A 26,602-nucleotide genomic window follows, 5' to 3' on the forward strand; every position below is an offset into this window, starting at 1 on the left:
AAGTCGCCGGATCCCCGCCTGCGCGGGGATGGCGATGCGGCAAGCCCGGGCGCGCAGGCGCGCCCGGGCCGGTTCGTCACTTGATGATCTTGGCCACTACACCGGCGCCGACCGTGCGGCCGCCCTCGCGAATCGCGAAGCGCAGGCCCTCGTCCATCGCCACCGGGTTGATCAGGTCCACCACCATCTTCACGTTGTCGCCCGGCATCACCATCTCCACACCCTCCGGCAGCGTCACCGCGCCGGTGATGTCCGTGGTGCGGAAGTAGAACTGCGGACGGTAGCCCTTGAAGAACGGCGTGTGACGGCCACCCTCGTCCTTCGACAGCACATACACCTCGGCCTCGAACTCGGTGTGCGGCTTGATCGAACCCGGCTTGCACAGCACCTGGCCGCGCTCGACGTCGTCACGCTTGGTGCCGCGCAGCAGCAGGCCCGCGTTGTCGCCCGCCTGGCCCTGGTCCAGCAGCTTGCGGAACATCTCCACGCCGGTGACCGTGGTCTTCTGCGTCGGACGGATGCCCACGATCTCGATTTCGTCGCCCACCTTGATCACGCCGCGCTCGATACGCCCGGTCACCACGGTGCCGCGGCCCGAGATCGAGAACACGTCTTCCACCGGCATCAGGAACGGCTTGTCGATGTCGCGCTCCGGCTCCGGGATGTAGGTGTCCAGCGCGTCCACCAGCTTGATGATCGCCGGCACGCCGATGTCGCTCTGGTCGCCTTCCAGCGCCTTCAGCGCCGAACCGTGGATGATCGGGGTGTCGTCGCCCGGGAAGTCGTACTTGCTCAGCAGCTCGCGCACTTCCATCTCCACCAGCTCCAGCAGCTCGGCGTCGTCCACCATGTCGGCCTTGTTCAGGAACACGACGATGTACGGCACGCCCACCTGGCGGGCCAGCAGGATGTGCTCGCGCGTCTGCGGCATCGGGCCGTCCGCCGCCGAACACACCAGGATCGCGCCGTCCATCTGCGCCGCACCCGTGATCATGTTCTTCACGTAGTCCGCGTGCCCCGGGCAATCCACGTGCGCGTAGTGGCGCGTCGGGGATTCATATTCCACGTGCGCCGTCGAAATCGTGATGCCGCGCGCCTTCTCTTCCGGCGCCGCGTCGATCGCGTCGTACGCCTTGAACTCGCCACCAAAGCGCTCCGCGCCCACCTTCGTCAGCGCGGCCGTCAGCGTCGTCTTGCCGTGGTCCACGTGACCAATCGTGCCTACGTTCACGTGCGGCTTGGTGCGTTCGAACTTACCCTTGGACATAGTCTTCTACCTTGATTCCTGAAATTTCGTTGGGAAGTCCCGAGCCGAGGCTCAGGACTTCTTCATGACCGACTCGGCGATGTTGGCCGGAGCTTCGGCGTAGTGGTCGAACTCCATCGTGAAGGTGGCGCGGCCCTGCGACATCGAGCGCAGCTGGGTGGCGTAGCCGAACATCTCGCCCAGCGGGATCATCGCGTCGATGACCTTGCCCGAGGGGCTGTCGTCCTGGCCCTGCAGGATGCCGCGGCGACGGCTGACGTCGCCCATCACGTCGCCCAGGTAGTCCTCCGGGGTGACGATCTCGACCTTCATGATCGGCTCCAGCAGGACCGGGCTGGCCTTGTTGAAGCCTTCCTTGAAGCCCATCGAACCGGCGATCTTGAACGCCATTTCCGAGGAGTCGACGTCATGGTACGAACCGTCGATCAGGCGGATCTTGACGTCCACGACCGGATAGCCGGCGAGCACGCCGTTGGCCATCGCTTCCTGGATGCCCTTGTCCACCGCCGGGATGTATTCCTTCGGAATGACGCCACCGACGATCGCGTTCTCGAACTCGTAGCCCTTGCCCTGCTCCTGCGGGATGATCTCCAGCACGACATGGCCGTACTGGCCCTTGCCGCCGGACTGGCGCACGAACTTGCCGTCCTGCTTGACCTGCTTGCGGATGGTCTCGCGGTAGGCCACCTGCGGCTTGCCGACGTTGGCCTCGACGTTGAACTCGCGCTTCATGCGGTCCACGAGGATGTCCAGGTGAAGCTCGCCCATGCCGGCGATGATGGTCTGGCCGGATTCCTCGTCGGTACGCACGCGGAACGACGGGTCTTCCTGAGCCAGGCGACCCAGGGCGATGCCCATCTTCTCCTGGTCGGACTTGGTCTTCGGCTCGACCGCCATCGAGATCACCGGCTCCGGGAACGTCATCCGCTCCAGGGTGATCACGTGGTCCTGCGCGCACAGCGTGTCGCCGGTGGTGACGTCCTTCAGGCCCACCGCGGCGGCGATGTCGCCGGCGCGCACTTCCTTGATCTCGTCGCGGTTGTTGGAATGCATCTGCAGGATGCGGCCCACGCGCTCCTTCTTCAGCTTGACCGGGTTGTAGACCTGGTCGCCGGAGTTGAGCACGCCCGAGTACACGCGGAAGAAGGTCAGCGAGCCGACGAACGGATCGGTCATGATCTTGAACGCCAGCGCCGAGAACGGCTCGGTATCCAGCGCCTTGCGGCTGTCTTCCTTCTCGTCCTCGTCGATGCCCTGCACCGGCGGCCGGTCGGCCGGCGACGGCAGCAGCTGCACCACGCCGTCGAGCATGGCCTGCACGCCCTTGTTCTTGAACGCGCTGCCGCAGTACACGGGAACGATCTCGACGCGCAGGGTGCGCTCGCGCAGGCCGGAGATGATCTCCGCTTCGCTCAGCTCGCCCTCGTTGAGGTACTTGTCCATCAGCTCTTCGCTGGCCTCGGCGGCGGCCTCGACCATGAACGCGCGCGCCTCGGCGGCCTTGTCGGCCAGTTCGGCGGGAATGTCGCGATACTCGAAGATGGTGCCCTGCGAGGCGGCATCCCAGTGGATGGCCTTCATCTTCAGCAGGTCGACCACGCCCTCGAAGCCGTCCTCGGCGCCGATCGGCACCTGCATCGGCACCGCGTAGGCGCCCAGGCGCGACTTAAGCTGCTCGACGACCTTGTCGAAGTTGGCGCCGGTGCGGTCCATCTTGTTGACGAACGCCATGCGCGGCACGTGGTACTTGTTGGCCTGGCGCCACACCGTCTCGGACTGCGGCTGCACGCCGCCGACCGCGCACAGCACGAACACCGCGCCGTCGAGCACGCGCAGCGAACGCTCGACCTCGATGGTGAAGTCGACGTGCCCGGGGGTGTCGATGATGTTGAAGCGGTGCTGCGGCAGGGACTTGTCCATGCCCGTCCAGAACGCGGTGGTCGCGGCGGAGGTGATGGTGATGCCGCGCTCCTGCTCCTGCTCCATCCAGTCCATGACGGCGGCGCCGTCGTGGACTTCGCCGATCTTGTGGCTGACGCCGGTGTAGAACAGGATGCGCTCGGACGTGGTGGTCTTGCCGGCATCGATGTGGGCCATGATGCCGAAGTTGCGGTAACGCTCGATGGGAGTGGTGCGGGCCACGGGGCGCCTCTCAGTTTTGCGGATTTCGGATGGCCGAACGCCGCCTTTCGGCGGCCTTCGGATTTGGTGCGGCGCACAGCGCCACTGACAGCACCTAGATGGCGCCGACGGACCCCGTTTCCAAGGCCCGCATCATCACCAGCGGTAGTGTGCGAACGCCTTGTTCGCTTCCGCCATGCGGTGGGTTTCTTCACGCTTCTTGATGGCGCCGCCGCGGTTCTCGGAGGCGTCCAGCAGTTCGGCGGCCAGCTTGCGCGGCATCGTGTTCTCGCCACGCTTGCGGGCGGACTCGATCAGCCAGCGCATCGCCAGCGCCATGCGACGGGAAGAACGCACCTCGACCGGCACCTGGTAGGTGGCGCCGCCGACGCGACGGGACTTGACCTCGACCGCCGGAGCGACGTTGTCCAGCGCCTTCTGCACCAGCTCGATGGAGTTGGGATTCTTTTCGCCGATGACGTCCATTGCGCCATACACGATTTTCTCAGCAACCGACTTCTTGCCACTCTGCATCACCATGTTGATGAAGCGGGCAATGGTTTCGCTGCCATGCTTGGGGTCAGGCAGGACGGTGCGCTGCGGAGTAGAACCTTTACGAGACATTGATGTTATTCCTTAGCTCTTCGGACGCTTGGCGCCGTACTTGGAACGGCCCTGGCGACGCTTGGTGACGCCGGCGGCGTCCAGCGAGCCACGGACGGTGTGGTAACGCACACCCGGCAGATCCTTGACGCGGCCGCCGCGGATCAGGACCACGGAGTGCTCCTGCAGGTTGTGGCCTTCGCCGCCGATGTAGCTGATGACCTCTTCCTGGTTGGTCAGGCGCACCTTGGCGACCTTGCGCAGGGCCGAGTTCGGCTTCTTCGGGGTGGTGGTGTAGACGCGCGTGCAGACGCCACGGCGCTGCGGGCACTTGTCGAGCGCCGGCGAGGCGCTCTTGTAGGTGGTCGCCTGCCGCGGCTTGCGGACCAGCTGATTGATCGTCGCCATCAGTAGATTCTTCTGGATGAGGCCCGGAGGCCAGACGTGAAAACGAAGGCAGGCCAAAGGAATGGCCTGCCGAGACAGGAGAGTATAGCGAGCAGGCCGAATCCCCGTCAACTGCGCGGGTTTGCCAGCCTGCTGGCCCATCCGGGGCCGGAAAACGGGGCGCGTCCATTGCGCCCCCTTTCACTTGGACGGCGGTCCCGCGAGCGGGACCGCGCCGGGGTCACTCTTCGCCGGTCGTCTCCGAGTCGGCGGAGACTTCGGCCTCGGCCACTGCGGTGGAGGCGCCGGACAGCGTGTCGATCTCCGACTCGGTCAGCCCGGAGGCGTCGCGGCGGCGCTGGCTGTGGTAGGCCAGGCCGGTGCCGGCCGGGATCAGGCGGCCGACGATCACGTTCTCCTTCAGCCCGCGCAGGTTGTCGCGGGTGCCGCGCACGGCCGCCTCGGTCAGCACGCGGGTGGTCTCCTGGAAGGAGGCCGCGGAGATGAACGACTCGGTCGCCAGCGAGGCCTTGGTGATGCCCAGCAGCACCGGGTCGTACTGCGCCGGCAGCTCGTTGCGGGTGACCAGCCGGGCGTTCTCCTCGATCACGCGCTGCTTCTCGACCTGCTCGCCGGCCAGGAACTTGCTGCTGCCGGCGTCGGCGATCTCCACCTTGCGCAGCATCTGCCGGGTGATGACCTCGATGTGCTTGTCGTTGATCTTCACGCCCTGCAGGCGGTACACGTCCTGGATTTCCTTGACCAGGTAGGCCGCCAGCGGCTCCACGCCCAGCAGGCGCAGGATGTCCTGCGGGCTCGGCTCGCCGTCCACCACGGTCTCGCCCTTGGTCACGTGCTCGCCCTCGAACACGATGATCTGGCGGTACTTCGGGATCAGCTCCTCGTGCTCGTTGCCTTCCTGGTCCTTGATGATCAGGCGCTGCTTGCCCTTGGTGTCCTTGCCGAAGCTGACCACGCCCGAGCGCTCGGCCAGGATCGCCGGATCCTTGGGCTTGCGCGCCTCGAACAGGTCGGCCACGCGCGGCAGACCACCGGTGATGTCGCGGGTCTTGGAGGCTTCCTGCGGGATCTTGGCGACCACGTCGCCGACGCCCACGGCCGCGCCGTCCTGCAGGTTGACGATCGAGCGCGGCGGCAGCAGGTACTGCGCCGGCAGGTCGGTGCCCGGGATCGACAGGTCGTTGCCGTCCTTGTCGACGATGCGCACCAGCGGACGCAGGTCCTTGCCCTGCGAGCCGCGGCGCTTGGGATCGGAGATCTCGCGCGAGGCCAGGCCGGTCAGCTCGTCGGTCTTCTCGATGACGGTGACGCCGTCGATGAAGTCGACGAAGCGGATGAAGCCGGCCACTTCCGAGACGATCGGGTGGTTGTGCGGATCCCAGTGCGCCACGGTCTGGCCGGCCTTGACCGCATCGCCGTCCTTGACGGTGATGGTGGCGCCGTAGGCCAGCTTGTAGCGCTCGCGCTCGCGGCCGAAGGCGTCGAGCACGGACATCTCGCCCGAGCGCGAGACCGCGATCAGGCTGCCGTCGCTGTGCTCGACCGACTTCAGGTTGGTGAACTTCACCGAGCCGGTGGTCTTGACGGTGATGTTGTCCACCGCCGCCGCACGCGAGGCCGCGCCGCCGATGTGGAACGTACGCATGGTCAGCTGGGTGCCGGGCTCGCCGATCGACTGCGCGGCGATGACGCCCACCGACTCGCCGATGTTGACCAGGTGGCCACGGGCCAGGTCGCGGCCGTAGCACTGCGCGCACACGCCGAAGGAGGACTCGCAGGTGATGGTCGAACGGACCTTCACCGACTGCACGCCCAGCTCTTCCAGCTTGGCCGCCCACTGCTCGTCGATCAGCGTGTTGCGGGTGATCACCGGGTCCTCGTCGTTGCCGGGCAGGTACACGTCCTCGGCCACCACGCGGCCCAGCACGCGGTCCTTCAGCGGCTCGACCACGTCGCCGCCTTCCACGATCGGGGTCATGGTCAGGCCTTCCTGGGTGCCGCAGTCGGGCTCGGTGATCACCACGTCCTGGGCCACGTCGACCAGGCGGCGGGTCAGGTAGCCGGAGTTCGCCGTCTTCAGCGCGGTATCGGCCAGGCCCTTGCGGGCGCCGTGGGTGGAGTTGAAGTACTCCTGCACGTTCAGGCCTTCGCGGAAGTTGGCCTTGATCGGGGTCTCGATGATCGAGCCGTCAGGACGCGCCATCAGGCCGCGCATGCCGGCCAGCTGGCGGATCTGCGCCTGCGAACCACGGGCGCCGGAGTCGGCCATGATGTACAGCGAGTTCATCGACTTCTGGTTGATGGTCTCGCCCTTGGCGTTGACCACCTTCTCGGTGCCGATGGTCTCCATCATCGCCTTGGCGATGCGCTCGTTGGTGCGCGACCAGATGTCCACGACCTTGTTGTAGCGCTCGCCGGCGGTGACCAGGCCGGACTGGTACTGCTCCTGGATCTCCAGCACTTCCTGCTCGGCCTCGCCGAGGATGCCCTTCTTCTCGACCGGGATCAGCATGTCGTCGATGCCGATCGACACGCCGGCGCGGGTGGAATAGGCATAGCCGGTGTACATCAGCTTGTCGGCGAAGACCACGGTGTCCTTCAGGCCCAGGCGACGGTAGCTGGAGTTGATCAGCCGCGAGATGTTCTTCTTGGTCATCTCGGTGTTGGCCAGCTCGAACGGCAGGCCCTCGGGCAGGATCTCGCTCAGCAGCGCACGCCCGACCGTGGTGTCCACGATCGAGGTCTTCTTCTCGCGATTGCCCTCGGCATCGATCACGGTCTCGGTGATGCGCACCTTGACCTTGGCGTGCAGCTCGACCACGCGGTTGTCGTAGGCGCGCTTCACCTCGTTGGTGTTTGCGAACACCATGCCCTCGCCCTTCTTGTTCTCCAGGGCGCGGCTCATGTAGTACAGGCCCAGCACCACGTCCTGCGACGGCACGATGATCGGCTCGCCGTTGGCCGGCGACAGGATGTTGTTGGTGGACATCATCAGCGCACGCGCTTCCAGCTGGGCTTCCAGCGAGAGCGGCACGTGCACGGCCATCTGGTCACCGTCGAAGTCGGCGTTGAACGCGGTGCAGACCAGCGGGTGCAGCTGGATGGCCTTGCCCTCGATCAGCAGCGGCTCGAACGCCTGGATGCCCAGGCGGTGCAGGGTCGGGGCACGGTTCAGCAGCACCGGGTGCTCGCGGATCACCTCTTCGAGGATGTCCCACACCTCGGCCTCTTCGCGCTCGACCAGCTTCTTGGCCGCCTTGATCGTGGTGGCCAGGCCGCGACGCTGCAGCTTGGCGAACACGAACGGCTTGAACAGCTCCAGCGCCATCTTCTTCGGCAGGCCGCACTGGTGCAGCTTGAGGTACGGACCGACGGTGATGACCGAACGGCCGGAGTAGTCCACGCGCTTGCCGAGCAGGTTCTGGCGGAACCGGCCCTGCTTGCCCTTGATCATGTCGGCCAGCGACTTCAAGGGCCTCTTGTTCGTGCCGGTGATGGCACGGCCGCGGCGGCCGTTGTCCAGCAGCGCATCCACCGACTCCTGCAGCATGCGCTTCTCGTTGCGCACGATGATGTCCGGCGCGTTGAGCTCGAGCAGGCGGCGCAGGCGGTTGTTGCGGTTGATGACGCGGCGGTACAGGTCGTTCAGGTCGGAGGTCGCGAAGCGGCCGCCGTCCAGCGGCACCAGCGGGCGCAGGTCCGGCGGCAGCACCGGCAGCACGGTCATGACCATCCACTCCGGACGGTTGCCCGACTCCAGGAAGGCCTCGACCAGCTTGATGCGCTTGGTCAGGCGCTTGAGCTTGGTCTCCGACCCGGTGGCGGCGATCTCCTCGCGCAGGCGGGTCATCTCCGACTGCAGGTCGATGGTGCGCAGCAGCTCGTAGACCGCCTCGGCGCCCATGGCGGCGTCGAAGTCGTCGCCGTACTCCTGGCGCGCCTGCAGGTACTGCTCCTCGGTCAGCAGCTGGCGGCGCTCGAGCGGGGTCAGGCCCGGCTCGGTGACCACGAAGGCTTCGAAGTACAGCACGCGCTCGATGTCGCGCAGGGTCATGTCCAGCATCAGGCCGATGCGCGAGGGCAGCGACTTGAGGAACCAGATGTGCGCCACCGGCGAGGCCAGGTCGATGTGGCCCATGCGCTCGCGGCGCACCTTGGCCAGGGTCACCTCGGTGCCGCACTTCTCGCAGACCACGCCGCGGTGCTTCATGCGCTTGTACTTGCCGCACAGGCACTCGTAGTCCTTGACCGGTCCGAAGATGGCGGCGCAGAACAGGCCGTCACGCTCGGGCTTGAAGGTGCGGTAGTTGATGGTTTCCGGCTTCTTCACTTCGCCGAACGACCAGGAGCGGATCAGGTCCGGCGAGGCCAGCGCGATCTTGATCGCGTCGAAATCCAGCGTCTGGCGCTGCTGGTTGAAGAGGTTGAGCAGGTCTTTCATTTTGATCTCCGGGATTCGGAATTCGAGATTCGGGATTGGTCAATGCGGGGGACCGGGAGTTGCGGGATGGCGGCCTGTGCCTTTCCAATCCCGAATCCCGAGTCCCCAATCACCGCCTCTCTCAGTTGTCTTCCAGTTCCATGTTGATGCCCAGCGAGCGGATTTCCTTCACCAGCACGTTGAAGGACTCCGGCATGCCGGCGACCAGCTCGTGTTCGCCATCGACGATGTTCTTGTACATCTGGTTGCGGCCCTGCACGTCGTCGGACTTCACCGTCAGCATTTCCTGCAGGGTGTAGGCCGCGCCGTAGGCTTCCAGCGCCCAGACTTCCATCTCGCCGAAGCGCTGGCCGCCGAACTGCGCCTTGCCGCCCAGCGGCTGCTGGGTGACCAGCGAGTACGGGCCGGTCGAGCGGGCGTGCATCTTGTCGTCGACCAGGTGGTTCAGCTTCAGGTAGTGCATGTAGCCGACCGTGGTCTTGCGGTCGAACGCCTCGCCGGTGCGGCCGTCGTACAGCTGGGTCTGGCCGCTGGTGGGCAGGTCGGCCAGCTCGAGCATGCGCTTGATCTCGGCCTCGGTGGCGCCGTCGAACACCGGCGTGGCCATCGGCACGCCGTCGGTCAGGTTGCGCGCCAGGTTCAGCAGCTCCTCGTCGCTGAAGGCCGACAGGTCCACGCGCTCGCCGACCGCGGTGCGGTCGTGGTTGTAGATGTCCTCCAGGAACTTGCGCAGCTCGGACACCGCCGCCTGCGCCTCGAGCATCTTCTGGATCTTGCGGCCCAGGCCCTTGGCGGCCCAGCCCAGGTGAACTTCCAGGATCTGCCCGATGTTCATGCGCGAAGGCACGCCCAGCGGGTTGAGCACGATGTCCACCGACTCGCCCGAGGCCATGTACGGCATGTCCTCGACCGGCACGACGTTGGACACCACGCCCTTGTTGCCGTGGCGGCCGGCCATCTTGTCGCCCGGCTGGATGCGGCGCTTCACCGCCAGGAACACCTTGACCATCTTCAGCACGCCCGGGGCGAGGTCGTCGCCCTGGGTGATCTTGCCGCGCTTGTCGGCGAAGCGGCGCTCGAATTCCTTCTCGTGCGTCTGGATCTGCTTCTGCGCGCGCTCGATGGCCTCTGCGGCCTCGTCGTCCTTCATGCGCAGGGCGAACCAGTCGGCCTTCTTCAGCCCGTCCAGGTAGGCGTCGCTGAGGACGTCGCCCTTCTTCAGGCCCGGGCCGCCGTTGGCGACCTTGCCGACGATCTGCGAGCGCAGGCGCGCGTAGATCGCCGCTTCCAGGATGCGGAACTGGTCGTCGAAGTCCTTCTTGACGCGCTTGATCTCGGACTCCTCGATCTGGCGCGCGCGCTTGTCCTTCTCGATGCCGTCGCGGGTGAACACCTGCACGTCGATGACGGTGCCGTCCATGCCCGGCGGCACGCGCAGCGAGCTGTCCTTAACGTCGGAGGCCTTCTCGCCGAAGATCGCCCGCAGCAGCTTCTCTTCCGGGGTCAGCTGGCTCTCGCCCTTGGGCGTGACCTTGCCGACCATGATGTCGCCGGCACGCACCTCGGCGCCGATGTACACCACGCCCGACTCGTCGAGGCGGTTCAGTGCCTGCTCGGAGACGTTGGGGATGTCGGCCGAGATCTCCTCCGGCCCCAGCTTGGTGTCGCGGGCGACGCAGGTCAGCTCCTCGATGTGGATCGTGGTGTAGCGGTCCTGCTCCACCACCCGCTCGGACAGCAGGATGGAGTCCTCGAAGTTGTAGCCGTTCCACGGCATGAACGCGATCAGCATGTTCTGGCCCAGGGCCAGCTCGCCGATGTCGGTGGACGGACCGTCGGCCAGCACGTCGCCGCGCGCCACCACGTCGCCCACGTTCACCAGCGGACGCTGGTTGATGCAGGTGTTCTGGTTGGAGCGGGTGTACTTGATCAGCGGGTAGATATCCACGCCGGCATCGGTATCGCCGACGATCTCCTCCTCGTTGACCTTGACCACGATGCGGGCCGCGTCGATCTGCTCGATCACGCCGCCGCGGCGCGCGTTCACGGTCACGCCCGAGTCGCGCGCCACCGCGCGCTCGATGCCGGTGCCGACCAGCGGCTTCTGCGCACGCAGCGTCGGCACGGCCTGGCGCTGCATGTTGGCGCCCATCAGTGCGCGGTTGGCGTCGTCGTGCTCCAGGAACGGGATCAGCGCCGCGGCGACCGACACGGTCTGCATCGGCGAGACGTCCATGTAGTGCACTTCGGCCGGCGGCTTGAGCAGCGACTCGCCCTGGAAGCGGCACGGCACGTACTGCTCGGTGAGCTTGCCGTGGCCATCGGTCAGCGCGTTGGCCTGGGCGATGACGTACTCGTTCTCCTCGATCGCCGACAGGTACTCGACGTCGTCGGTGACCTTGCCGTCCACGACCTTGCGGTACGGCGTCTCCAGGAAGCCGTACTGGTTGGTGCGGGCGAACACCGCCAGCGAGTTGATCAGGCCGATGTTCGGGCCTTCAGGGGTTTCGATGGTGCAGACGCGGCCGTAGTGGGTCGGGTGCACGTCGCGCACCTCGAAGCCGGCGCGCTCGCGGGTCAGGCCGCCCGGGCCCAGCGCCGAGATGCGACGCTTGTGGGTGACCTCCGACAGCGGGTTGTTCTGGTCCATGAACTGCGACAGCTGCGAGGAGCCGAAGAACTCCTTGATCGCGGCGGCCACCGGCTTGGCGTTGATCAGTTCCTGCGGGGTCAGGCCCTCGGACTCGGCCATCGACAGGCGCTCCTTGACCGCGCGCTCGACGCGGACCAGGCCCACGCGGAACACGTTCTCGGCCATCTCGCCGACCGAACGCACGCGGCGGTTGCCCAGGTGGTCGATGTCGTCCACCGTGCCGCGGCCGTTGCGGATCTCGGTCAGCACCTTGATCACGTCGAGGATGTCGGAGGTCTCGCCCAGCTCGGCGACCAGACGCTTGGACTCCTCGTCGTTGCGCTCGCCGAAGTACTTGTGGTCGTACAGCACGGACTCGCCGGTGACTTCCTTGCGGCCGACGCGGCGGTTGAACTTCATCCGGCCGACCGTGGACAGGTCGTAGCGCTCGAAGGTGAAGAACAGGTTGTGGAACAGGTTCTGCGCGGCGTCCTTGGTCGGCGGCTCGCCCGGGCGCATCATGCGGTAGATCTCGACCAGGGCCTCGAGCTGGGTCTTGGTCGGGTCGATGCGCAGGGTGTTGGACAGGTACGGGCCGCGGTCGAGGTCGTTCACCCACAGGGTGCCGACCGCGTCCACGCCGGCCTTGCGGAACGCGGCCAGCTGGTCCTCGGTGATCTCGTCGTTGGCCACCGCCAGCAGCTCGCCGGTGGAGGCGTCGACCACGTCGTGCGACAGGATGCGGCCGACCAGGTACTCGTCGGGCACGGCCAGCGCGGCGATGCCGGACTGCTCCAGCTGCTTGACGTGGCGCGCGGTGATGCGCTTGCCGGCTTCCACGATCACGTGGTCGCCATCGGCCAGGTCGAAGTTCAGCGTCTCGCCGCGCAGGCGCTCGGACACCAGCTCCAGCTGCACGCCCTCGTCCGGGTTGATGTGGAAGGTGTTGATCTCGAAGAACTCGTTCAGCATCTCCTCGTTGGAGTAGCCGAGCGCGCGCAGCAGGATCGACACCGGCAGCTTGCGGCGACGGTCGATACGGGTGTACAGCGCGTCCTTCGGGTCGAACTCGAAGTCCAGCCAGGAGCCGCGGTAGGGGATGATGCGGGCGCTGTACAGCAGCTTGCCCGAGCTGTGGGTCTTGCCGCGGTCGTGGTCGAAGAACACGCCCGGCGAGCGGTGCAGCTGGGAGACGATGACGCGCTCGGTGCCGTTGACGATGAAGGTGCCGTTGTCGGTCATCAGCGGGATCTCGCCGAGGTAGACCTCCTGCTCCTTCACGTACTTGATGGCCTTGGTGGACGACTCGCGGTCGTAGATCACCAGGCGCACGGTCACGCGCAGCGGGGCGCCGTACGACAGGCCGCGGTTGCGGCACTCGCGCTCGTCGAATCCGGGCTCGCCCAGCTTGTAGCCGACGTATTCCAGCGCGGCGTTGCCGCTGTAGCTGGAGATCGGGAACACCGACTTCAGAGCCGCGTGCAGGCCATGATCCTTGCGCTTGGCCGGATCGATGTTTTCCTGCAGGAACTCGCGATAGGAATCCACCTGGATGGCGAGCAGGAACGGAACTTCGAGGATCGAGCTCTGCTTGCCGAAATCCTTGCGGATACGCTTTTTCTCGGTGAACGAGTATGACGTCATGAGGTCTTCACCCTTCGCTGTGCAGGCCGCGCGTCCGCGGCCGGAGGAGAACAAAAGCTGTCAGTTGGAAGTCGCTGGTATTGCCGGCACCAGCACGCCTTCTCCCGCTACTTCCAACTACCAGCTCGATGAGGCGGGGATTGGGGATGACGTGATTCGGGATGGGGTTCAACGACCACCGGATCCCAAACGCCGAATCTCCAATCCCGGCTTTTCTACAACGGCCAAAGGCCGGGGGCTTTCGCCCCCAGCCTCGGATGCATCGCCCTGAAAGGCCGGCGATGCAAGGTATCGCTTACTTGACTTCGACAGTCGCACCGGCGGCTTCGAGGTCCTTCTTGAACTTCTCGGAGTCTTCCTTGGACACGGCTTCCTTGACTTCCTTCGGCGCGCCTTCGACCAGGTCCTTGGCTTCCTTCAGGCCCAGGCCGGTGATGGCACGGACGGCCTTGATGACTTCGACCTTCTTCTCGCCGACAGCCTTCAGGATGACGGTGAACTCGGTCTGCTCCTCGGCCGGGGCGGCGGCGGCGGCCGGGCCGGCAGCGGCGACGACCGGGGCGGCGGCGGAGACGCCAAACTTCTCTTCGATCGCCTTGACCAGCTCCATCACTTCCAGGAGGGTCTTCTCGGCGATGGCGTCGACGATCTGTTCGTTGGACAGGGACATTGTGATTACCTTTGGATACTTTTCTGGGTTTAGGTTCTAGCGAACCACTCGGATTTCGAAATCAAGCCGTCTCGGCCGCAGCTTCGGCGGGGGCTTCTTCGCCACCACCCTGCTTGTCGGCGACCGCCTTGACCGCACGGGCGAACATCGCGGCCGGCTCGGCCAGCACGCGGGCCAGCATCGCCAGCGCCTGTTCGCGGGTCGGCAGCGAGGCCAGGACGTCGACGTGGCTGGCCGGATACAGCTGGCCACCCATGGCGACGACCTTGGGCTGCAGCTTGTCGTTACCCTTGGCGAATTCCTTGATCAGACGCCCGGCAGCGCCGGGTTCTTCCGTCGAGAACGCGTACAGCAGCGGACCGACCAGCGCGTCCTGGACGCACTCGTACTCGGTTCCCGCCACGGCGCGCGAGGCCAGCGTGTTCTTGACGACTCGCAAGTACACACCATTCTCGCGGGCCTTCTTGCGCATCGCGGTCAGCTGAGCGACCGTGGTGCCCGCGTACTCGGCAGCGACCAGGGAGTGGGCCTTGGCGGCGACGTCTGCCAGCTCGGCGACTACTTCTTGCTTCTGGGACAGATTGAGAGCCATTGCACTCCTCCGTTAAAGCCGGGATTGGGGATTCGGGACTGGGGATTCGTCAGAAGCGCATACGGCGGCCCGACGGAACTCCCGATCTCGAACATGCGATCCCTGCTTCAAACAATTCCGCTCGCGGCTCCTGCCGCTTGCGGTCCTGGGCGGCTTCCTTCCTGGATGCCGGGAACGCCTCGCGGCATTCCGTTGGTGGCCGACTGGACCTGGTGGAGCGCGCTGGCCGGGATGTCCCGGACCGGCAAAACCAGAAAGACTCCAGAAGGACGACACCATCTACGCAGGCTCCATCCGTTGCCGGATGGGATTAAGCGCCCTCGCTGCATCGGCGGCGATTCCCTGCCAGAACGCGAGCTTCCGTGCCCGTCGCCGATGTGCGCCGACCGCGCCTGCGGTCTTTGACGGCTCCGCCTCGGGTTGCCCCTCGGCGACGCCTTCAAATGTATTGCCTGGCGGCGTGTTGCCGGTGCCGCCAGTGGATGCTTCTACTTAACTACCGCAATGTTTCACTTTGTCGTCGCGACTCGAGCTTGCTGCCTGATGATCGTAGGCAAGAGCGCTCAGTCGCTGGATCCCCGCCTGCGCGGGGATGACGATTCGGCAAAGCCGGCGCCGCGAGGCGGCACCGGGCCAAATCGTCACTTCAACGAAAGCGAGGACTGGTCGATGGTCACGCCCGGGCCCATGGTCGAGCTCAGCGACACCTTCTGCAGGTAGGTACCCTTGGAGGTGGCCGGCTTGGCCTTGATCAGGTCGCCCAGCAGCGCCTGCAGATTGGTCTTCAGCGCCTCGTCCTCGAAGCTGGCCTTGCCGATCGTGCAGTGGATGATGCCGGCCTTGTCGGTCCGGTAGCGCACCTGGCCCGACTTGGCGTTCTTGACCGCCTCGCCCGGGTTCGGCGACACGGTGCCGACCTTGGGGTTCGGCATCAGGCCGCGCGGGCCCAGCACCGTACCCAGCTTGCCGACCACGCGCATCGCGTCCGGGGTGGCGATGACCACGTCGTAGTTCAGGTCGCCGCCCTGCATCTTCTCGGCCAGGTCGTCCATGCCGACGGCGTCGGCACCGGCGGCCAGTGCCTCATCGGCCTTGGCACCGGCCGGGGCGAACACGGCCACGCGCACGCTCTTGCCGGTACCGGCGGGCAGCACGGTCGAGCCGCGCACCTGCTGGTCGGACTTCTTGGCGTCCACGCCCAGGCGCACGGCCACGTCCACGGCCTCGACGAACTTGGCCTTGGCGGTGTTCTTGATGATCTGCAGCGCCTCGTCGATCGAGTACGCCTTGCCCGGCTGCACGGCAGCGAGGATCGCTTTCTGTCGCTTGGTCTGTGCCATTGCTTAACCCTCCACCGTCAGGCCCATGGAACGGGCCGAGCCCGCGATCGTGCGCACCGCCGCATCCAGGTCGGCCGCGGTCAGGTCGGGTTCCTTCGCCTTGGCGATCTCCTCGAGCTGCTTGCGGGTGACCTTGCCCACCTTCTCGGTGTTCGGGCGCTTGGAGCCGGACTGGATGCCGACTGCCTTCTTCAGCAGGATCGTCGCCGGCGGGGTCTTGGTGATGAAGGTGAAGGTACGGTCCGAGTAGGCCGTGATCACCACCGGGATCGGCAGACCCGGCTCGAGCTTCTGCGTGGCGGCATTGAACGCCTTGCAGAACTCCATGATGTTCAGGCCGCGCTGACCCAGCGCAGGACCGACCGGCGGCGAGGGGTTGGCCTGGCCGGCCTTCACCTGCAGCTTGATGTAGCCAATTACTTTCTTTGCCATTTGGATGCTCTCCGGGTACCAGCGCCTCGAGACTCGAAGCTCCCCATCGGACCGGGAATCACGCGTCCCGGCATCGCGTCGTACAACCTTTGCCGCTTTCGGGCGTTGCCGCCATCACGCGACAGGCCGCCCAGGGGCGGCCGTCGCTTCTGCCCGGCTACGCCGAAAGCGAGCCGCGCAGTATACCAGCAAATTTCACCGGCTGCCGACATGGGCAGCCGCGGTTCAGGCTCAGGCCTTCTCGACCTGGCCGAACTCCAGTTCCACCGGGGTGGAACGGCCGAAGATCAGCACCGCGACGCGCAGGCGGCTCTTCTCGTAGTTGACTTCCTCGACCACGCCGTTGAAGTCGTTGAACGGGCCATCGGTGACGCGAACCATCTGCCCGGCCTCGAACAGCACCTTGGGCTTGGGCTTCTCCACACCTTCCTGAACGCGGTCGAGGATGGCGGCCGCCTCCTCGTCGCGGATCGGCAGCGGGCGGTCGGCGGTGCCGCCGATGAACCCCATCACCTTCGGGGTTTCCTTCACCAGGTGCCAGCTCTCGCTGTCGATGCGGGGGATGCCCGACTCGTCGCGGGTCTCGATCTGCACCAGCACGTAGCCCGGGAAGAACTTGCGCTCGGAACGGCGCTTCTGCCCGGAGCGCATCTCCACCACCTCTTCGGTGGGGACCAGCACGTCGCCGAAGCGCTCCTGCATCTCGTCGCGCACGATCCGCTCGCGCAGGGCCTGGGCCACGGATTTCTCGAAACCCGAATAGGCATGAACCACGTACCAACGCTTCACTGTTGCAGCCTCCTCAACGACCCAGGAACCACTGGATGAGCTTCTGGATCACGAAATCGAACCCGCCCAGCAGCAGGCTCAAGATGATCACCACGACGATCACCACCCATGTGGTGCGGATGGCCTCCTGGCGAGTCGGCCAGACCACCTTGCGCAGTTCGAACCGCGATTCGGACAGGAACTCGCGCGTATCCCGGCCCTTGCCGCTGGTCAGGAAGATCGCGGCGCCGGCCACCAGGCCGACCACGACGGCCAGCCCGCGCAGCTGCGGCGTCCACGAACCCAGCTGGGCGGCACGCTCGGGAGCGGAGAACCAGAACCAGACGAACAACCCGGCCACCACCAGCAGCGCGGAGACGACGTACTTGACGATATCGCCACCGGATGCGGCGGAATCCTTGGAGTGCTCGATCTTGCTGTTCATGTATGCGAGTCCCTCGCAAGAGCCCGTACATCCATGTGCGGACTTCTCAATGCTCTGAATGGATTTTCAGCGATCGTCCAACGATCGCCTGACACTTGTATGGCACGCCAGGAGGGACTCGAACCCCCAACCTGCGGTTTTGGAGACCGCTGCTCTGCCAATTGAGCTACTGGCGTATGTCTTGTCTACCGCACGCCCTAGACAGCAAAGGCGGACCGAGGTTCCCGGCCCGCCTGGCTGCCGGCCTTGCCGCCGGCCGCTGGATCCTGCTTGCCCGGATGGCGAACCGGCAAAACCCCAGAGCCCAAGTCGCCGGATCCCCGCCTGCGCGGGGATGGCGATGCGGCAAGCCCGGGCGCGCAGGCGCGCCCGGGCCGGTTCGTCACTTGATGATCTTGGCCACTACACCGGCGCCGACCGTGCGGCCGCCCTCGCGAATCGCGAAGCGCAGGCCCTCGTCCATCGCCACCGGGTTGATCAGGTCCACCACCATCTTCACGTTGTCGCCCGGCATCACCATCTCCACACCCTCCGGCAGCGTCACCGCGCCGGTGATGTCCGTGGTGCGGAAGTAGAACTGCGGACGGTAGCCCTTGAAGAACGGCGTGTGACGGCCACCCTCGTCCTTCGACAGCACATACACCTCGGCCTCGAACTCGGTGTGCGGCTTGATCGAACCCGGCTTGCACAGCACCTGGCCGCGCTCGACGTCGTCACGCTTGGTGCCGCGCAGCAGCAGGCCCGCGTTGTCGCCCGCCTGGCCCTGGTCCAGCAGCTTGCGGAACATCTCCACGCCGGTGACCGTGGTCTTCTGCGTCGGACGGATGCCCACGATCTCGATTTCGTCGCCCACCTTGATCACGCCGCGCTCGATACGCCCGGTCACCACGGTGCCGCGGCCCGAGATCGAGAACACGTCTTCCACCGGCATCAGGAACGGCTTGTCGATGTCGCGCTCCGGCTCCGGGATGTAGGTGTCCAGCGCGTCCACCAGCTTGATGATCGCCGGCACGCCGATGTCGCTCTGGTCGCCTTCCAGCGCCTTCAGCGCCGAACCGTGGATGATCGGGGTGTCGTCGCCCGGGAAGTCGTACTTGCTCAGCAGCTCGCGCACTTCCATCTCCACCAGCTCCAGCAGCTCGGCGTCGTCCACCATGTCGGCCTTGTTCAGGAACACGACGATGTACGGCACGCCCACCTGGCGGGCCAGCAGGATGTGCTCGCGCGTCTGCGGCATCGGGCCGTCCGCCGCCGAACACACCAGGATCGCGCCGTCCATCTGCGCCGCACCCGTGATCATGTTCTTCACGTAGTCCGCGTGCCCCGGGCAATCCACGTGCGCGTAGTGGCGCGTCGGGGATTCATATTCCACGTGCGCCGTCGAAATCGTGATGCCGCGCGCCTTCTCTTCCGGCGCCGCGTCGATCGCGTCGTACGCCTTGAACTCGCCACCAAAGCGCTCCGCGCCCACCTTCGTCAGCGCGGCCGTCAGCGTCGTCTTGCCGTGGTCCACGTGACCAATCGTGCCTACGTTCACGTGCGGCTTGGTGCGTTCGAACTTACCCTTGGACATGGCTGCTTCTTCTCGGTGATCGTTGAATGTTCTGGCGACAGGACGCGCCGTTCAAAGTGGTGCTCACGAATGGAATCGAACCATCGACCTCCTCCTTACCAAGGAGGTGCTCTACCGACTGAGCTACGTGAGCGTGAGTTGTCTATTGTGACACGTAAAAGCGTCCAATGGAGCGGGAGACGGGAATCGAACCCGCACCATCAGCTTGGAAGGCTGAGGTTCTACCATTGAACTACTCCCGCGCCGGGGCACCACAATGTCACAACATGAAACTGGTGGAGGGAGGTGGATTCGAACCACCGAAGGCGTAAGCCAGCAGATTTACAGTCTGCCCCCGTTGGCCGCTTGGGTATCCCTCCGGAGTCCGTTCCAGTCGGGCCGCGAAGGCCTGAAAGGACCGGGGTGAAACAGCCCGCAATTTTGTTCTGCCGGGCCGATGCTGTCAACAGTTTTTTTGGCCCCGCGGCGATGCATCCAGCCCTGTCTGCCGCCCCGCAGGAGCGACTTCGGTCGCGATGGGGCCTTCCCGGTAAGCCCCTTCGCGACTGAAGTCGCTCCTGCGGGTTGCTCGTGCAGCCCCTGGGGCCGCTGCCAGGTCAGACGTTGAAGCGGAAGTGCAGGATGTCGCCTTCCTGCACCCGGTACTCCTTGCCTTCCAGGCGCAGCCGCCCGGCTTCCTTGGCACCGGCCTCGCCCTTGTACTTGATGAAGTCGTCGTAGGCGATGGTCTCGGCGCGGATGAAGCCCTTCTCGAAGTCGGTGTGGATCACCGCCGCCGCCTGCGGCGCGGTGGAGCCGGCCTTGACCGTCCAGGCGCGCACTTCCTTCACCCCGGCGGTGAAGTAGGTCTGCAGGCCGAGCAGCTTGTAGGCGGCGCGGATCACCCGGTTCAGCCCCGGCTCGTCCAGGCCCAGGTCGGCCAGGAAGGTATCGCGGTCGGCATCGTCCAGCTGCGACAGCTCCTCCTCGATCGCCGCCGAGACCGGCACGACTTCGGCGCCCTCCGTGGCCGCGCGCGCGCGCACCGCGTCGAGGTGGGCGTTGTTCTCGAATCCGTCCTCGAGCACGTTGGCCACGTACATCACCGGCTTGAGCGTGAGCAGGAACAGGTCGCGCACCAGCGCCTTCTCCTCCTCGTCCAGCCCGGCGGCGCGGCCGGCCTTGCCGTCGGCCAGCGCCTTCTGCAGCTTCTCCAGCACCGGCTTGCGCGCCTGCGCATCCTTGTCGCCGCCCTTGGCGGCGCGCTCGGCACGGTTGAGCGCCTTCTCGACGCTGTCCAGGTCGGCCAGCGCCAGCTCGGTGTCGATGGTGTCGATGTCCGAGAGCGGATCGACCCGGTTGTTGACGTGGATGACGTCGGGGTGCTCGAAGCAGCGCACCACGTGGGTGATCGCATCGACCTCGCGGATGTGGGCGAGGAACTTGTTGCCCAGCCCCTCGCCCTTGGCCGCGCCGGCGACCAGGCCGGCGATGTCGACGAACTCGACCGCGGTGGGGACCACCCGCTCGGGCTTGACGATCGTCGCCAGCTCGGCCAGCCGCGGGTCGGGCACCGGCACCACGCCGACGTTGGGCTCGATGGTGCAGAACGGGAAGTTGGCCGCGGCGATGCCCGCCTTGGTCAGCGCATTGAACAGGGTCGACTTGCCGACGTTGGGCAGGCCGACGATGCCGCATTTGATACCCATGTTGAGATCCGGAATTGGGGATTCGGGATTCGGGATTCGCAAGGCAAGAGCCGCCTCATCGAATCCCGAATCCCCAATCTCTAATCCTTGCTCGTGTGCAGGCGCTTCATCGCCTCGCTGAAATTGCCCTCCACCGCCAGCGGCAGTACCGCCATCGCGTCGTCGATCGCACGGCCGATGAGGATATCGTCATCGCGGCCCGGCCGGCCCAGTACCCACGGCGTCACCTTGTCCCGGTCGCCGGGATGGCCGATGCCCACGCGCAGGCGATGGAAGCGCCCATGCCCGAGCAACCGCATGATGTCGCGCAATCCGTTCTGCCCGCCATGGCCGCCGTCGAATTTCAGCCGCGCCACGCCCGGCGCCAGGTCCAGTTCGTCGTGCGCGACCAGCATCTGCTCCGGCTCGATCTTCCAGAACCGCAGCGCGGCGGTGACCGACTTGCCGCTGAGGTTCATGAACGTGGCCGGCCGCAGCAGCCACAGCGACCGCCCGGCGACGTCGGCACGGGCCGCCTCGCCGAACAGCTTGGACTCCACGCTCCAGCGCGCGCCGGCGTGGGCCGCCAGCTCGTCGACAAAACGAAACCCGGCGTTGTGCCGGGTGTTGGCGTATTCGGCACCGGGATTGCCCAGTCCGACGATAAGCTTCAGGCCAGTCATTGCCGCACTCCGCCGCGGACCTGCCCATCCGTGGATGGGCAGGTCCTGCACGGCGATTACTTGGACTCGTCCTTGGACGCGTCCTCGGCCGCCGGAGCCGCCTCGTCGGTCGCCGCCGGCGTTTCCGGCTCGACTTCGCGGGCGTGCTTGGCGATGGCCACGGCCACGTCGTGTTCCTTGCTCAGCTTGAGCTGCGGGATCTCGACGCCAGCCGGCAGCTTCAGCTCGGACAGGTGCACCACCTGGCCCAGCTCCAGCGCGCCCAGGTCGACCGAGATGAACTCCGGCAGGTCCTTCGGCAGGCAGGAGACGGTCACTTCGTTCAGCTCGTGGGTGACCACGACCTCGGCCGACTTGCCGGCCGGCGAGGTTTCCTCGTTGACGAAGTGCAGCGGCACCGAGGCGGTCAGCGACTCGTTGTCGCTCACGCGCTGGAAGTCCAGGTGCATGATCAGCTGCTTGTACGGGTGGCGCTGCAGGTCACGCAGCAGCACCTTCTGCACGTCGCCGTTGAGGCTCAGATCGAGGATGGACGAGTAGAACCACTCGTTCTGGCTGGCCAGCCAGATGGTCTCGTGCTCGATCTGGATGCTGACCGGCTTCAGTTCGCCGCCGTAGACGATGGCCGGGACCTTGCCCGCGTGACGCAGGCGGCGGCTCGCACCCTTACCCTCGTCCTCGCGGCGCTCGACCTTGATTTCATGATTCTTCGACATTGTGTTTTCACTACCTAGGTTGATGAGCCACCTCGCGGCGGCTTGGGCGACTCCCCCGCGACCAGGGGAGACGGTGGAACAGTGAGATTGGGGATTCGGGATTGGAGATTCGAAGAACTTTGCGCCCCTGCGCCGTTGCGAATCCCCAATCCCGAATCCCCGATCCCAACCTCAATCCACGTACAGCGAACTGACCGACTCGCCGAAGGCGATGCGTCGCATCGTCTCGGCCAGCATCTCGGCCACGCTGAGCTGGCGGATCTTGGTGCATACCCTCGCCGCATCCGAAAGCGGGATGGTGTCGGTGACCACCAGCTCGTCCAGCTGCGAGTTGTTGAGGTTGTTGACCGCCGGGCCGGACAGCACCGCGTGGGTGCAGTAGGCGGCGACCTTGGTGGCGCCGCGCTCCTTGAGCGCGGCCGCGGCGGCGCACAGGGTGCCGGCGGTGTCGACGATGTCGTCGACCATCACGCAGGTCTTGCCGGTCACGTCGCCGATGATGTTCATCACCGTGGAGACGTTGGCGCGCGGGCGGCGCTTGTCGATGATCGCCAGGTCGGCGTCGTCCAGGCGCTTGGCCACCGCGCGCGCGCGCACCACGCCGCCCACGTCCGGGGAGACCACGATCAGGTTCTCGGTGCCGTAGGCGCGCCAGATGTCGGCCAGCAGCAGCGGCGAGGCGTAGACGTTGTCGACCGGGATGTCGAAGAAGCCCTGGATCTGGTCGGCATGCAGGTCCACGGTGAGCACGCGGTCGGTATGCACGGCGCTGAACATCTTGGCCGCGACCTTGGCGGTGATCGGCACGCGCGAGGAGCGCATGCGGCGGTCCTGGCGCGAGTAGCCGAAGTACGGCACCACCGCGGTGACGGTGGTGGCCGAGGCGCGCTTGAGCGCGTCGATGATCACCAGCAGCTCCATCAGGTTCTCGGCCGAGGGCGCGCAGGTGGGCTGGACCACGAACACGTCCTGCTTGCGCACGGTCTCCTCGATCTCGACCTGGACCTCGCCGTCGGAGAACTTGGACACCAGCGCCTTGCCCGGCCTGACCCCCAGCTCCTTGCAGATGCTCTGGGCCAAGGGCTTGTTGGCGTTACCCGTGAAGATCAACAGGTTCCGTTCGTCTCGCATGTTCATTGGGGGGTCCGGGCGGCGGCGATGTGCGTGAAGCGGTTGCGGCGGCAATGTGGTGGGCGGCACTTCGACGACGGGCATCGAAGCAGCGCCCGATCGAAGCGGCGCCTTAATTTTAATCCCCGCACAAGGATGTGCGGGCTTTTGCAGAGGGACCTGCACATGGCAGGGGCGGCAGGATTCGAACCTGCGAATGCCGGGATCAAAACCCGGTGCCTTGGGCCACTTGGCGACGCCCCTGCATCAAACCTTCATCGCCGCCAGCGCATCGAGCAGCGGCGACCGCGAAGCGCCGCCCGCCACCCACGCGCGCAGGCCGTCCGGCAACTTCGTCAGCGCCCGCTCGGCGGCGGAACTGGAGGCGAACTCGACGAAACAGCCGCTACCCGAGCCGGTCAAGCGCGGCGTACCGATCCTGGACAACGCCTGGAACACGACCTCGACGGCGGGTTCGCGGCGACGCAGGACCGGCTCGAACGCGTTGTCGAGCAAGGATCCGGAAACGAAGTCGGCTATTTTCGCGGGCGCAGCATCGCGCGTCAAATCGGCGGACTGGAACAGCGGCCCGGTGGGCACGTGGACCCCGGGGTCGGCGAGCACGTACCAGGCCGGCGCCAGCTCCAGCGGCGTCAGCCGTTCACCCACCCCTTCGGCCCAGGCGTTGCGGCCACAGACGAACACCGGCACGTCCGCGCCCAGCTGCAGGCCCAGCCGGGCCAGCTCGGCCAGCTCCAGCCCCGCCCCCCACAGCGCATTGAGCGCCACCAGCACGGTGGCCGCGTCGGACGAGCCACCGCCGAAACCGCCGCCCGCCGGAATACGCTTTTCTATGCTTATGTCGGCACCTTTGGCGACATTGGCCGACGATTGCAGGATTCTCGCGGCACGCACCGCCAGGTCGTCGTCTTCGCCGACCCCGACCGCACTGGTGCCGAGCCGGTGGACCCGGCCGTCCTCGCGGACCCGCAAGGCGATGCGATCGCCCCAGTCGAGCAGGCGGAACACGGTCTGCAGCTCGTGGTAGCCATCGGCACGACGGCCGGTGATGCGCAGGAACAGGTTCAGCTTGGCCGGTGCCGGCCACAGCGACCAGCCTTCGCCCCCGGCATCGACCCCACCGCTCATGGCTGCCCGAACTGCCACTGGTCCAGCATCAGCCGTACCCGGGCATCGCCGCTGGCGGCCTCGATCCGGCGCGGCAGCGCGGGACGGCCGTCCTGCGCGGGCGCCCATTCCTGGTACTGGATGGTCCAGCCCTGCTGGGAAACCGTGCGCGGCCGGCCTTCGGCGTCGTAGCCGATGTCCGCCCGCCCCTCTTCCGCCAGGCCGCGCACCCAGTCGCCCAGCTGGTTGACCGGTATTTCCCAGCCGGTGGCCTCGCGCAGCAGCTGTTGCGCGTCGGCACCGGCGCGCGGGCCGCCCGACAGGCCTTCCAGGCGCCCGCCGCCGGCACCGTCGCTTTCCAGGCGCCAGTTCTGCCGCGTGACCGGCGCGCTCAGCTCGGTGGCATAACGCTGGCCGTGCTGCTGCCAGTCGATGCGGCCGCTGCCGCCGTCGCGCCCGCGCGTGACCGCCACCCGGCCCTGGAACGACCAGTCCGGATGTGCCTGCAGCCAATCCGTGCGCTCGGCCTCGGCCTGGCGCGCGGCGGCCGAGACCACCGCGACCGGCGCGGGCGCGTCGCCGGAAGGAATGGAGCGGCACCCGGCCAGCGCGAGCAGCAACAGCGGCAGCGCGATCCTGAAACAGCCGCGACGGCTCATGCGCCCACCTTCTCCATCGCCCGCTGCAGCGCGCGGTTGTCCGGGTCGAGCCTGCGCGCCTCGTCGAAGAAGCGGCGCGCCTCCTCCTGCTGCCCGCTGTGCCACAGCACCTCGCCCACGTGCGCGGCGATCTCCGGGTCCTTGACCAGCGACCAGGCGCGGCGCAGCTGCACCAGCGCTTCCTGGTTGCGGCCGAGGCGATACAGCACCCAGCCGTAGCTGTCGATGATGGCGGGGTTGTCGGGCTCGGCGGTGCGGGCGCGGTCGATCAGCTCCAGCGCCTCCTTGTAGCGGGTGGTGCGGTCGGCCAGGGTGTAGCCCAGCGCGTTGAGCGCGGCCACGTTCTCCGGCTCGGTGACCAGCACCTTGCGCAGGTCGGCCTCGGCGCGATCGATGCGGTCGCGGCGCTCCCAGGCCAGGGCGCGGGCGTACAGCAGCGCGTTGTCGTCGGGATAGGCGGCCAGGCCGCGCGCGAACACGTCCAGCTCGCCGCTGTCGTCGCCGTCGCGCTGGTGCAGTTCGGCCTCGAGCACGTAGGCGTCGCGGCGGGCGTCGTCGTCCGCGCTGGCGTCGGCCTGCAGGGCATGGACCTCGGCCAGCGCATCGTCCTTGCGCCCCAGTTCGTACAGCGCGTTGGCCGCGCGCAGCCGCGCCTCGTTGCGCAGCGGCCCGCCGGGCACCCCGCGGTACCAGTCCACCGCCTCGGCGTAGTGTTTGAGGTACTCGGCGATCTTGCCCAGCAGCAGCCGGCGCTCGGGATCGGGCGTGGCCGAGTCGCGCTTGAGTTCGTCGTAGAGCGCGTTCAGCGACGCGTCGTCGTTGTCCTTGGCCAGCATCGAGGCGCGCAGGCCGTAGGTCTGGGTGTCCTGCGGGCCGATCGCGAGCACGCGCCCGGCCGAGGCCGAGTCGCCCATCGCGTCGTAGGCGAAGGCCAGCGCACCGCGCAGGTCCGAATCGGCCGTGGCCTTGGGCTCGACCTCCTTCAGCAGCACCAGCGCCTGGTCGCGATGCCCGCTCTGGAACAGCTGGGTGGCGTGCAACAGCGCCACCCGCGGCTCGTCGGGGAAGCGCTCGACCACCTGGTCGACGATGCGCTTGGCCAGCGCCGGCTGGTCCATGCGCAGCGCCAGGCGGCCGAATTCCTGCCAGACCTCGAGCTGGTCTGGGATGGCGCCGGCATCGACCAGCGCGCCCAGCGCCCGCGCCGAGGCCTGCGGATCGCGGCCGCCGCTGGCCAGCGCCACCAGCGCGAAGCGCCAGCCGCGCGGGTCGGGATCGCGCAGCAATGCCACCAGCTGCCGGCGCGCGCTGCGCACATCGTTGCGGCGCAGCGCCAGCGAAGCCTCGGAGCTGCGCATGGCCAGCGACTCGGGCGCACGCTGGTGCCACAGTTTCAAGGCCTGAGCGGCACGCTCGTCGTCGTTGGCGAGCATGGCGATGCGGGTGGCGCGCTCGGCCAGGCCGGCATCGCCGGTTTCGTCCTGCGCAGCCTGCAGGTACCAGCTCGCGGCATCGTCGAGGCGGCCGGCCTGCAGGGCGAACTCGCCGGCCAGCGCCGGCTCGAGCGAGGACTGGCCGGCACCTGTCGCAGGAGCCGGTGATACGCGCGACTTGGACAGCGCCGGGAGCGGCATCGCCAGGGCAATGGCCAGATAGAACGTAAAGATGCGAATCAATGCGGGCATCGGGGGCGGCGGGGCCGT

General features: G+C 66.8%; 20 protein-coding genes and 5 tRNA genes. All 25 read right to left on the bottom strand.

The annotated features are described in order from the left end of the window. Positions 1–76: 76 nt before the first annotated feature. Positions 77–1,267, bottom strand: a complete 1,191-nt coding sequence (tuf, locus tag LRX76_RS06735; protein WP_231803392.1) for an elongation factor Tu — start codon at positions 1,265–1,267, stop codon at positions 77–79. Between the two features lie 51 nt (positions 1,268–1,318). Further along, positions 1,319–3,409 (bottom strand): elongation factor G, encoded by a 2,091-nt coding sequence (fusA, locus tag LRX76_RS06740; RefSeq protein WP_231803394.1) that lies wholly within the window; start codon positions 3,407–3,409, stop codon positions 1,319–1,321. Positions 3,410–3,544: 135 nt separating this feature from the next. Next, a complete protein-coding gene (gene rpsG / locus LRX76_RS06745) occupies positions 3,545–4,012 on the bottom strand; it encodes a 30S ribosomal protein S7 (protein ID WP_231803396.1) in 468 nt (155 codons plus the stop codon). A gap of 12 nt (positions 4,013–4,024) precedes the next feature. Continuing rightward, complete coding sequence (gene rpsL, locus LRX76_RS06750; RefSeq protein WP_231803398.1) at positions 4,025–4,399, bottom strand: 30S ribosomal protein S12; 375 nt, start codon at positions 4,397–4,399, stop codon at positions 4,025–4,027. A 220-nt stretch (positions 4,400–4,619) separates the two neighbouring features. Next, the gene (gene rpoC, locus LRX76_RS06755) at positions 4,620–8,840 is read right to left on the bottom strand and encodes a DNA-directed RNA polymerase subunit beta' (RefSeq protein WP_231803399.1); all 4,221 of its coding nucleotides are present in this window, start codon (positions 8,838–8,840) and stop codon (positions 4,620–4,622) included. Between the two features lie 121 nt (positions 8,841–8,961). After that, positions 8,962–13,116, bottom strand: a complete 4,155-nt coding sequence (gene rpoB, locus LRX76_RS06760) for a DNA-directed RNA polymerase subunit beta (RefSeq protein ID WP_231803401.1) — start codon at positions 13,114–13,116, stop codon at positions 8,962–8,964. A gap of 295 nt (positions 13,117–13,411) precedes the next feature. Further along, the gene (rplL, locus tag LRX76_RS06765) at positions 13,412–13,786 is read right to left on the bottom strand and encodes a 50S ribosomal protein L7/L12 (protein WP_231803403.1); all 375 of its coding nucleotides are present in this window, start codon (positions 13,784–13,786) and stop codon (positions 13,412–13,414) included. Positions 13,787–13,847: 61 nt separating this feature from the next. Then, positions 13,848–14,378 (bottom strand): 50S ribosomal protein L10, encoded by a 531-nt coding sequence (gene rplJ, locus LRX76_RS06770; RefSeq protein WP_231803405.1) that lies wholly within the window; start codon positions 14,376–14,378, stop codon positions 13,848–13,850. Between the two features lie 641 nt (positions 14,379–15,019). After that, complete coding sequence (gene rplA, locus LRX76_RS06775; protein WP_231803407.1) at positions 15,020–15,718, bottom strand: 50S ribosomal protein L1; 699 nt, start codon at positions 15,716–15,718, stop codon at positions 15,020–15,022. A 3-nt stretch (positions 15,719–15,721) separates the two neighbouring features. Further along, the gene (gene rplK / locus LRX76_RS06780) at positions 15,722–16,150 is read right to left on the bottom strand and encodes a 50S ribosomal protein L11 (RefSeq protein WP_231803409.1); all 429 of its coding nucleotides are present in this window, start codon (positions 16,148–16,150) and stop codon (positions 15,722–15,724) included. A 231-nt stretch (positions 16,151–16,381) separates the two neighbouring features. Continuing rightward, positions 16,382–16,939 (bottom strand): transcription termination/antitermination protein NusG, encoded by a 558-nt coding sequence (nusG, locus tag LRX76_RS06785; RefSeq protein WP_231803411.1) that lies wholly within the window; start codon positions 16,937–16,939, stop codon positions 16,382–16,384. A gap of 13 nt (positions 16,940–16,952) precedes the next feature. Continuing rightward, positions 16,953–17,363: a preprotein translocase subunit SecE gene (gene secE / locus LRX76_RS06790; protein WP_231803413.1), complete on the bottom strand. Its 411-nt coding sequence runs from the start codon at positions 17,361–17,363 to the stop codon at positions 16,953–16,955. Positions 17,364–17,463: 100 nt separating this feature from the next. Then, positions 17,464–17,539, bottom strand: a tRNA-Trp gene (locus LRX76_RS06795). A 206-nt stretch (positions 17,540–17,745) separates the two neighbouring features. Next, complete coding sequence (gene tuf, locus LRX76_RS06800; RefSeq protein WP_231803392.1) at positions 17,746–18,936, bottom strand: elongation factor Tu; 1,191 nt, start codon at positions 18,934–18,936, stop codon at positions 17,746–17,748. Positions 18,937–18,993: 57 nt separating this feature from the next. Continuing rightward, a tRNA-Thr gene (locus LRX76_RS06805) sits at positions 18,994–19,069 on the bottom strand. A 35-nt stretch (positions 19,070–19,104) separates the two neighbouring features. Further along, a tRNA-Gly gene (locus LRX76_RS06810) sits at positions 19,105–19,178 on the bottom strand. A 31-nt stretch (positions 19,179–19,209) separates the two neighbouring features. Further along, positions 19,210–19,295: transfer RNA gene (locus LRX76_RS06815), tRNA-Tyr, on the bottom strand. Positions 19,296–19,532: 237 nt separating this feature from the next. Then, positions 19,533–20,624 (bottom strand): redox-regulated ATPase YchF, encoded by a 1,092-nt coding sequence (gene ychF, locus LRX76_RS06820; RefSeq protein WP_231803415.1) that lies wholly within the window; start codon positions 20,622–20,624, stop codon positions 19,533–19,535. An 80-nt stretch (positions 20,625–20,704) separates the two neighbouring features. Beyond that, the gene (gene pth / locus LRX76_RS06825; RefSeq protein ID WP_231803417.1) at positions 20,705–21,286 is read right to left on the bottom strand and encodes an aminoacyl-tRNA hydrolase; all 582 of its coding nucleotides are present in this window, start codon (positions 21,284–21,286) and stop codon (positions 20,705–20,707) included. Positions 21,287–21,342: 56 nt separating this feature from the next. Further along, positions 21,343–22,002, bottom strand: coding sequence for a 50S ribosomal protein L25/general stress protein Ctc (locus LRX76_RS06830; protein ID WP_231803419.1), 660 nt, complete (start codon positions 22,000–22,002; stop codon positions 21,343–21,345). Positions 22,003–22,173: 171 nt separating this feature from the next. After that, on the bottom strand, positions 22,174–23,133 hold the full coding sequence (locus LRX76_RS06835) for a ribose-phosphate diphosphokinase (protein WP_231803421.1): 960 nt from the start codon (positions 23,131–23,133) through the stop codon (positions 22,174–22,176). Positions 23,134–23,299: 166 nt separating this feature from the next. Continuing rightward, a tRNA-Gln gene (locus tag LRX76_RS06840) sits at positions 23,300–23,376 on the bottom strand. A gap of 3 nt (positions 23,377–23,379) precedes the next feature. Further along, positions 23,380–24,261 carry a 4-(cytidine 5'-diphospho)-2-C-methyl-D-erythritol kinase gene (ispE, locus tag LRX76_RS06845; protein ID WP_231803423.1) on the bottom strand — a complete coding sequence of 294 codons (882 nt, stop codon included), beginning with the start codon at positions 24,259–24,261 and terminating at the stop codon, positions 23,380–23,382. After that, positions 24,258–24,899, bottom strand: a complete 642-nt coding sequence (gene lolB / locus LRX76_RS06850; protein ID WP_231803425.1) for a lipoprotein insertase outer membrane protein LolB — start codon at positions 24,897–24,899, stop codon at positions 24,258–24,260. Before lolB ends, ispE begins: the two co-directional genes overlap by 4 nt. Next, positions 24,896–26,584: a tetratricopeptide repeat protein gene (locus tag LRX76_RS06855; RefSeq protein WP_231803427.1), complete on the bottom strand. Its 1,689-nt coding sequence runs from the start codon at positions 26,582–26,584 to the stop codon at positions 24,896–24,898. Before LRX76_RS06855 ends, lolB begins: the two co-directional genes overlap by 4 nt. Positions 26,585–26,602 lie beyond the last annotated feature (18 nt).

Source organism: Stenotrophomonas sp. MMGLT7, from assembly GCF_021168555.1.
Classification (GTDB): Bacteria; Pseudomonadota; Gammaproteobacteria; order Xanthomonadales; family Xanthomonadaceae; genus MMGLT7.